General features: G+C 36.6%; 6 protein-coding genes. 1 reads left to right on the top strand and 5 read right to left on the bottom strand.

What is annotated here, in order from left to right:
* A partial coding sequence (locus tag KKG99_12070) for a TonB-dependent receptor (protein MBU1013733.1) occupies positions 1-1342 on the top strand: 1342 nt, incomplete at its 5' end.
* 85 nt (positions 1343-1427) lie between these two features.
* On the opposite strand, the gene KKG99_12065 is transcribed toward KKG99_12070, so the two are convergent.
* The 5 genes from KKG99_12065 to menD all read right to left on the bottom strand — a co-directional run bounded on the left by KKG99_12065 (position 1428) and on the right by menD (position 7147).
* Complete coding sequence (locus tag KKG99_12065; GenBank protein ID MBU1013732.1) at positions 1428-2534, bottom strand: AMP-binding protein; 1107 nt, start codon at positions 2532-2534, stop codon at positions 1428-1430.
* Positions 2531-3583 (bottom strand): o-succinylbenzoate synthase, encoded by a 1053-nt coding sequence (locus KKG99_12060; GenBank protein MBU1013731.1) that lies wholly within the window; start codon positions 3581-3583, stop codon positions 2531-2533. The genes KKG99_12065 and KKG99_12060 overlap by 4 nt, the downstream gene beginning before the upstream one ends.
* 3 nt (positions 3584-3586) lie before the next feature.
* Complete coding sequence (locus KKG99_12055) at positions 3587-4489, bottom strand: 1,4-dihydroxy-2-naphthoate polyprenyltransferase (protein ID MBU1013730.1); 903 nt, start codon at positions 4487-4489, stop codon at positions 3587-3589.
* Positions 4490-4500: 11 nt separating this feature from the next.
* Positions 4501-5322 carry a 1,4-dihydroxy-2-naphthoyl-CoA synthase gene (menB, locus tag KKG99_12050; protein ID MBU1013729.1) on the bottom strand — a complete coding sequence of 274 codons (822 nt, stop codon included), beginning with the start codon at positions 5320-5322 and terminating at the stop codon, positions 4501-4503.
* Between the two features lie 136 nt (positions 5323-5458).
* Entirely contained in the window at positions 5459-7147 is a 1689-nt protein-coding gene (gene menD / locus KKG99_12045) for a 2-succinyl-5-enolpyruvyl-6-hydroxy-3-cyclohexene-1-carboxylic-acid synthase (protein ID MBU1013728.1), read from the bottom strand.
* Positions 7148-7159: the final 12 nt, after the last annotated feature.

Here is a 7159-nt window from a genome sequence, read left to right as displayed (position 1 = left end):
TTTCAAATATTTTTTCGCTCAGGCAGATAATGATTTTGAATATAAATTACCTGATGGAACTAATTCTAAGCAAACAAATGCAGGCCTACAACAACATTCTATTTTAAATGAAACAAAATTTAAAACAGGCAATAATTCAACCCTAAAAGCAACTATTTGGTTTCAGAAATATGATAAAGATGTACAAACCACAATTTCTGCAACAGAAGCAAGTGAGGCCCATCAGGAAGATGAACACCTGAAGCTTGCCTTGAATTGGGAGAAGACAACCAATCAGTATAGTTTTAAAGCGAAGAGTGTGTTTTTAGCTAATGAATTGTATTATAACAATCCAGCCTGGATGCAGGAAAGTACCAATAAGTCAAAAATTTGGGTGAATGAACTGGATGCTAAATATTTAATCAATCAAAATCAAAGTATTACTGCTGGCGTGAACTTTACATACGAAGAAGGGGAGTCGGGCAATTTTGCATCTCTTACTACTCGTAGAAGGGCTGCAGCATTCGTATCTCATAAAATTTCGAACCTTGCAAATATTTTTACTGTTGTTGGTTCGTTGCGACAAGAATTGGTGGATCGTGGCTTTAACCCGATTGTTTATTCATTGGGCCTTAGAGCTAATCTTAATCAAAGTGTTGCTTTTAACGGGAACTTTTCTCGGGTATATAGAAATCCAACCTTTAATGATTTATACTGGTACGATCCGGTGTATAACATGATGGGAAACCCCGATTTGAAACCTGAAGATGGCTGGAGTGTGGATGCCGGATTTGAACAGGGATATAAAAAAGAAAATATTAGCCTGATGTTCAAACAAAACTTTTTCTTAAATAATATTAATGACTGGATTGTTTGGATCCCTAATGAAGATTATTCGGCATGGAGTGTGGCAAATAAAAGCAAGGGAAAAACCATTGGATTTGATCTAGTTGCTCAATCTGAAATTAAATATGGCAAAACTGCTTTTTCAATTGATGCATTATATACATGGACGGATTCAAAATTTATTGATCTAACAGGTGAGATCGAAATGGAAAGTAACATGTTATATGTTCCTAAAAACAGATTTATGCTGAATATTGGTGTTCGACAAGATAACTGGAGTGTTTTGTACTCGCATAATTATTTTGACAGTCGTTTTACAGGAGCGTGGTCAGGAAATTTGGAAGCTTACTTTGTGGGCAATTTAAGCATGCAATATGTATTCCCATTCGGTAAACAAAATTTAACAGCCGCAATCCATATTAATAATATTTGGGATAGGAATTATCAGGTTGTTTATGACTATGCCATGCCCGGCAGAGGTTTTAAAGTTAGCTTGTATTATAACCTAAACCTTTAAAAGAAAATTAATGGATATTGGGGCATTTTGCATCGTCGAAGTGTCCCAATATTCGTTTTCAAATACGACTTCTCAAATAAACAGCTTAATGTATTAATTTCTCCCGAATGATTTTTTTCATTGCCAATCGATCAATTTTACCTGTGGCAGTATGACTGAAGGGTTTAATAAAATCAATTTGTTTAGGAACTTCGAAAGGAGATAAAACGGATTCAATTTGTGCCCAAAGTTCGTATAAAGCATTCAGGTTCGATTGGCCGCTTTCGATAAGTAAAATTAATTTTTCACCTAAATCTCGGTCAGGGATTGAGGTAATCAGGAAATTTTCTTTTATGATTTTTCTTAATTTGGCTTCAATTTCTTCGGGTGAAATCTTAATTCCACCTGAGTTTATTACGTTATCAAATCTGCCTATAATTAAAAATTCAGAATCACTGTAAAGGGTTGTCAGATCATTTGTTGTTAAAAGATTGTCGCTTAAATGAGGAGCATCAATTACCAGACAGGAGCGATAATCCGTCGAAATTTTAACTCCGGGCAAAGTTTTGAAATACAAATCTTGATCCTTGCCATTTAATTTTCGCAAGGCAATGTGGGTGCAGGTTTCGGTCATGCCATAACTGGCATAAAAATCATTTGCGAATTTAGCTGTTTTTTTAACCAGGGTTTCATCAAGTGCCCCACCACCAATAACTACTTTCCTGATCTTTTCAAGATGAATTAATGAGTTTTTTGAGCTCAGGATATTTGATAGTTGAAGAGGGACCAACGCAGTAAAATCAATGTCTTTTTTAAGATTTTCAAGCGGATTTCCGGATGGTTCAACGGTGAACAAGTTTAACCCGATAACCATTGCTCTCACCACCATCATCTTTCCTGCAATGTATTTAGTAGATAATGCTAAAAGAGCAGTTTGCCCGGCATCAAGTTTCAATGCCACTGCTGTAGCCATGGCACTATTGATCATGTGCTGTTTTTTTAGCAGGATGGATTTGGGAATTCCTGTTGAGCCAGAAGTTTTAACTTTAATTTCTTCCTCCTCGTCGAGCCATTCTAAAACAAACCCGAACAAATGTTTTTCCCAATCTTTGAGGTACAATTGCTTCAGCTTTGAGGCACAATGCTTTTTCAAATCATTTCCTCGAAAAATTTGACCATCAAGGATCAGTTTATCATATTTTTTGTGGCTCATCGGATAATCTGATTTAGGTTCCAATTTTTTTCGGGGAGGTAAAAAAGTTTTGCATCTTTAATTTGTAATGGAGAAGGAATATTGTTGCTGAACAATTTACCGGTCCCAATGCCTTGCGGCATTGGATTGTTAAGCTGGTAAGTCCACTGGGCGATGGCATTTAAGCCGATGTTTGATTCAAGTGCAGAAGTCACCCACCATCCAATTTGATTCTCGGTTGCTATTTTTATCCATTCCGAACTTTTATCAAAACCACCCAGCAGACTTGGTTTTAATATGATATATTGGGGTTTTATTTCTGCTAAAAGCTTGTGTTTTGTCGCTGGCTTATTTATACCGATGAGTTCTTCGTCAATTGCAATGGGAATTGGTGTTTGTACGCAGAGATTTGCCATTTTTTCAATCTGACCGACTTTGATGGGTTGTTCAATCGAATGAATCTGAAATTCAGAGAGTCGTTTCAATTTTTCCAAAGCATTTGCGGGATGAAAAGCTCCGTTAGCATCCAATCTTAATTCAATGACTTCCGGCCTAAATTGTATTCTGATTTCTTTTAAAAACGAAATTTCTTCTTCAAAATTCAAAGATCCAATTTTAAGCTTAATGCACTTATAGCCTTCCTCTATTTTCTCTCTAATCTGCTTTCGCATAAATTCTTTTGATCCCATCCAAATCAAACCATTGATTTTTATTGAATCTTTTCCCTCAGTAAAAGTTGACGGATATAATAATTTGTGTCCATTATTTCCCAGGTCCAACAATGCAGTTTCAATGGCAAATTGAACGGAGGGAAACCTTAGCAAAGCATTCTTATCATCAATATAAGCATTGATATTTTTTGATACTTTTTGGATGAAAGGCTCAAGATTACTGCTGTCATCCGGACTTAAACCAGGAATAATGCTGCACTCTCCAAGCCCAAAAGTTTGAGGATTTTTATCATCAAATATTTTAAAAAACCAGGAAGGCTTTTGGTGAAGTACCCCTCGTGAGGTTCCACTTGCCTGTTTGAAAATTAGTATATGTTTTGTAACGGTTGCCAGGAGCATTTATTAAAGAATTAATCCTAACCCAAAGGTAATGGAAAATAACAAGGTATGGATAGCCTGTTTTTTCAGGAATGGGTCCAAATCTTTGGGATTTTTGTTTTTACTGATCAGGATCAGATCTTTTATAAATAAAGGAACGGTTAAGAGAAATAAAAACTGGAAATAGGATTCGAAATCCTGATAAGTGTATATAAATGCTGAAAAAAGAGCCAGCAATACAATAAACAGATGATATTTTTTTGATTTAGCACTTCCATACTTTACCACAAGGGTATGTTTCCCCGAATTTCTGTCGTTTTCTATATCCCGCATATTATTTAAATTTAATACGGCCATACTTAGCAATCCCAAAGAAAGTGCCGGCCAAAACAAATCTGAACTAAGAGTGTGTGTGTTTAAATAGTAGGTTCCTAGAACCCCTACAAATCCAAAAAATATCAAAACAAAAAAATCGCCATAACCTTTGTAGCCGTAAGGGTTGTTTCCCATGGTATAGTTGACTGCCGCTGCAATGGCTAAAACACCCATGATAAAGAAAACAAACAAGTTCCAAAATGACATATCGCGTACACCTAGATAAATCAAGACCGATCCACATATTAAAGAAAGTCCAATAAAAAAATAAATCGCCTTTTTCATGCTTTTCTCACTAATGTTGCCACTCTGAACGGATCGGGTAGGCCCTACTCGGTTTTCGTTATCGGTTCCGGCTTTATAATCACCAAAATCATTGGCCAAGTTCGAAAGTATTTGTAGTAAAATGGTTGTAACTACGGCCAAACTTGTAACCAACAAATTAAATTGATGGTCATTTTCACTTAAAAACCCACCCAAAATAATGCTAGATAAAGCCAATGGCAAGGTGCGTAATCTGAATGCTTTCAGCCAGTTTTTAATCTTTTCCATCAAAAATTGAATTATGGATATTTAGGGTATTTGTGAAAATCCGGATCACGTTTTTCCAGAAAAGCATGCTTGCCTTCCTGAGCTTCTTCCGTTAAATAATACAGCAATGTAGCATTTCCGGCAAATTCCTGAAGCCCGGCTTGTCCGTCCAATTCGGCATTTAGCCCTAGTTTAATCATACGCAATGCCATCGGACTGTGTTGCATCATTATTTTTGCCCAGTTCACGGTTTCATCTTCGAGTGATTTCAAAGGCACTACTTTGTTTACCATTCCCATTTTCTCAGCTTCATGTGCGTCGTATTGCTGGCATAAAAACCAGATTTCACGTGCTTTCTTTTGTCCGACAATTCGGGCAAGATAGGATGATCCAAAACCGGCATCAAAACTCCCAACCTTTGGGCCTGTTTGTCCAAAACGTGCATTATCAGAAGCAATGGTCAAATCGCAAACAATATGCAGAACATGGCCCCCGCCAATCGCATAGCCATTTACCATTGCAATTACAGGTTTTGGCATTGAGCGGATTTGTTTCTGAACATCTAAAACATTCAACCTGGGGATGCCATCTTTACCGATATATCCGCCTTTACCTTTAACATTTTGATCGCCACCGCTGCAAAATGCTTTATCTCCGGCACCGGTTAATACAACTACATTTATATGTTGGTCTTCCCGACAAATTCTTAACGCATCACTCATTTCGGTGGTGGTGGTAGGGGTAAAGGCATTGTGGTACCTAGGACGGTTTATCGTTATTTTTGCAATTCCTTCAAAAAAATCAAAAAGAATTTCTTCGTATTCTTTAATGGTTTCCCATGCTCGTGTAGCCATGATCAAAGATTTTATGTTAAATGAAAAATGCGAAACAAAGTTATGAATTATGAATTATAAATGATGAATGAAAAGTTTAAGAAATGAGCATGCGAATATCTCAGTGGAAAAAAGACATGGATCCAATCTTGCGAAATTATCCCTTCTTTAAAAATTGAAAATAGTCTTTTAAAATAATTGCATTCAATTCGCGAGGGGTAAAAATTTCCAAAACACTTACTTTTTTATTTTCAGGATGATAAAGGCTTGATAATCCTGCTTTTACTTCTTCAAAGTTTGATGCCGATTGATATTGAATATTAAAAGTCTTTGCTATGCCTTCAGCATTCAACTGATGAGTGGTTTCAAAAAAAGTATCAAAATCTTTAGTTTCGGTTGGGCCATCCAGAAAACGGAAAATGCCGCCTCCGCCGTTGTTGATCAGAATAATTCGTAAATTATCACTTAGATAATTATTCCATAATCCGTTCGAGTCATAAAAAAACGATAGATCACCCAAAATAATTGTTGTGGGGTTTTTTGTTTCAAATGCTGCACCTACCGCTGTTGATAGCGAACCATCAATTCCGGAAGTACCACGATTACTGTTGTAAAAAATATCTTTCCGGGCATCAAACAGTTGGGCATATCTAACCGGTGTGCTATTTGCCAGTTGTAGGTTTGAGTTAGACGGGATAGCCTTTAGCAGAAGATCGAATACTTTTAAATCCGAATATTCGCATTTTTTAATAAATTCCTGATGTTTTTTTGAGGTCAGTTTAGATTTGTTATCCCAAATGATAGAAAAATTACTTTTATAAGGAATGATGTGCTCACTCATCTTATGGAAAAAATAAGCAGGTTTAACCGGAATATTTTTGGTAAGACATTGATAAGTATCTAAAAATAACTCATCTGTATCAATGTGCCAATGTTCTTCGGGTTGGTTTTGACGGAAAAACGCCTTAATCTTTTTTGAAACGATCTGATTCCCAAAACTGATCAATAAATCTGGTTTGAAATCCTTCAGCTCTTCTTCTGTGATAGCAGCCAGTGTTCTGTCGATACAGGAATTAAATGCAGAATGATGCAGGTTAGAGGTGTTTTCGGTCAATAATACTACCGATGGATCTTTTGCGATTTCTATTAAAACATTGTTCAGTTCAGGATTAGGGTTCATTATCCCGCTAATGATCAGTTTTTTCGAAGAAGTATTCCAATGATTAGCTAATTTTTTAATTTCATTGCTTCTGAGAACAAAGGCAACTTCTGCAGTGTTTATTATTTTAGGAGGCGCAATATCTTCATCATAGCCCTGGTATAAAGGTTCTTTAAAAGGAAGATTGATATGCACCGGCCCGGGAGTTGAAGATTGACATAAGTCTATTGCTTCATTAATCAAACGATCGGCAAACCAAAGATCATCATCATTTTGAATACTTTGAGGAAGCTCGAAAGATTTCTTAATATAATTTGAATAAATGCCGTTCTGACGAATGGTTTGGCTATCAGCCTGGTCTATCCATTCTTGTGGTCGATCGGCCGTAAGAACCAAAAGTGGTACATGTTGATAGTAAGCTTCGGCGATAGCAGGTGCATAATTCAAGGCTGCCGATCCGGAAGTGCAGGCGATGGCAACGGTTTTACCGCTTTGCTGAGCCATGCCCAATGCAAAAAAAGCGGCACTTCGTTCATCAACAATGCTTAAACAATTTATTTTTGGATGATTGGTAAAGGCAATGATGATGGGCGCATTTCTGGAGCCGGGAGAAATAACAATGTTTTCGATCCCTTTTAGAAAACAAATTTCAACTAAATGCCTGATCCCGCTTTTCTGCTTTTCCATTCAAATAAAATC

This window comes from Bacteroidota bacterium, assembly GCA_018816945.1.
GTDB lineage: Bacteria > Bacteroidota > Bacteroidia > Bacteroidales.
The sequence above is the reverse complement of the archived record's forward strand: the minus strand, read 5'-3'. Positions and strand labels throughout refer to the sequence as shown.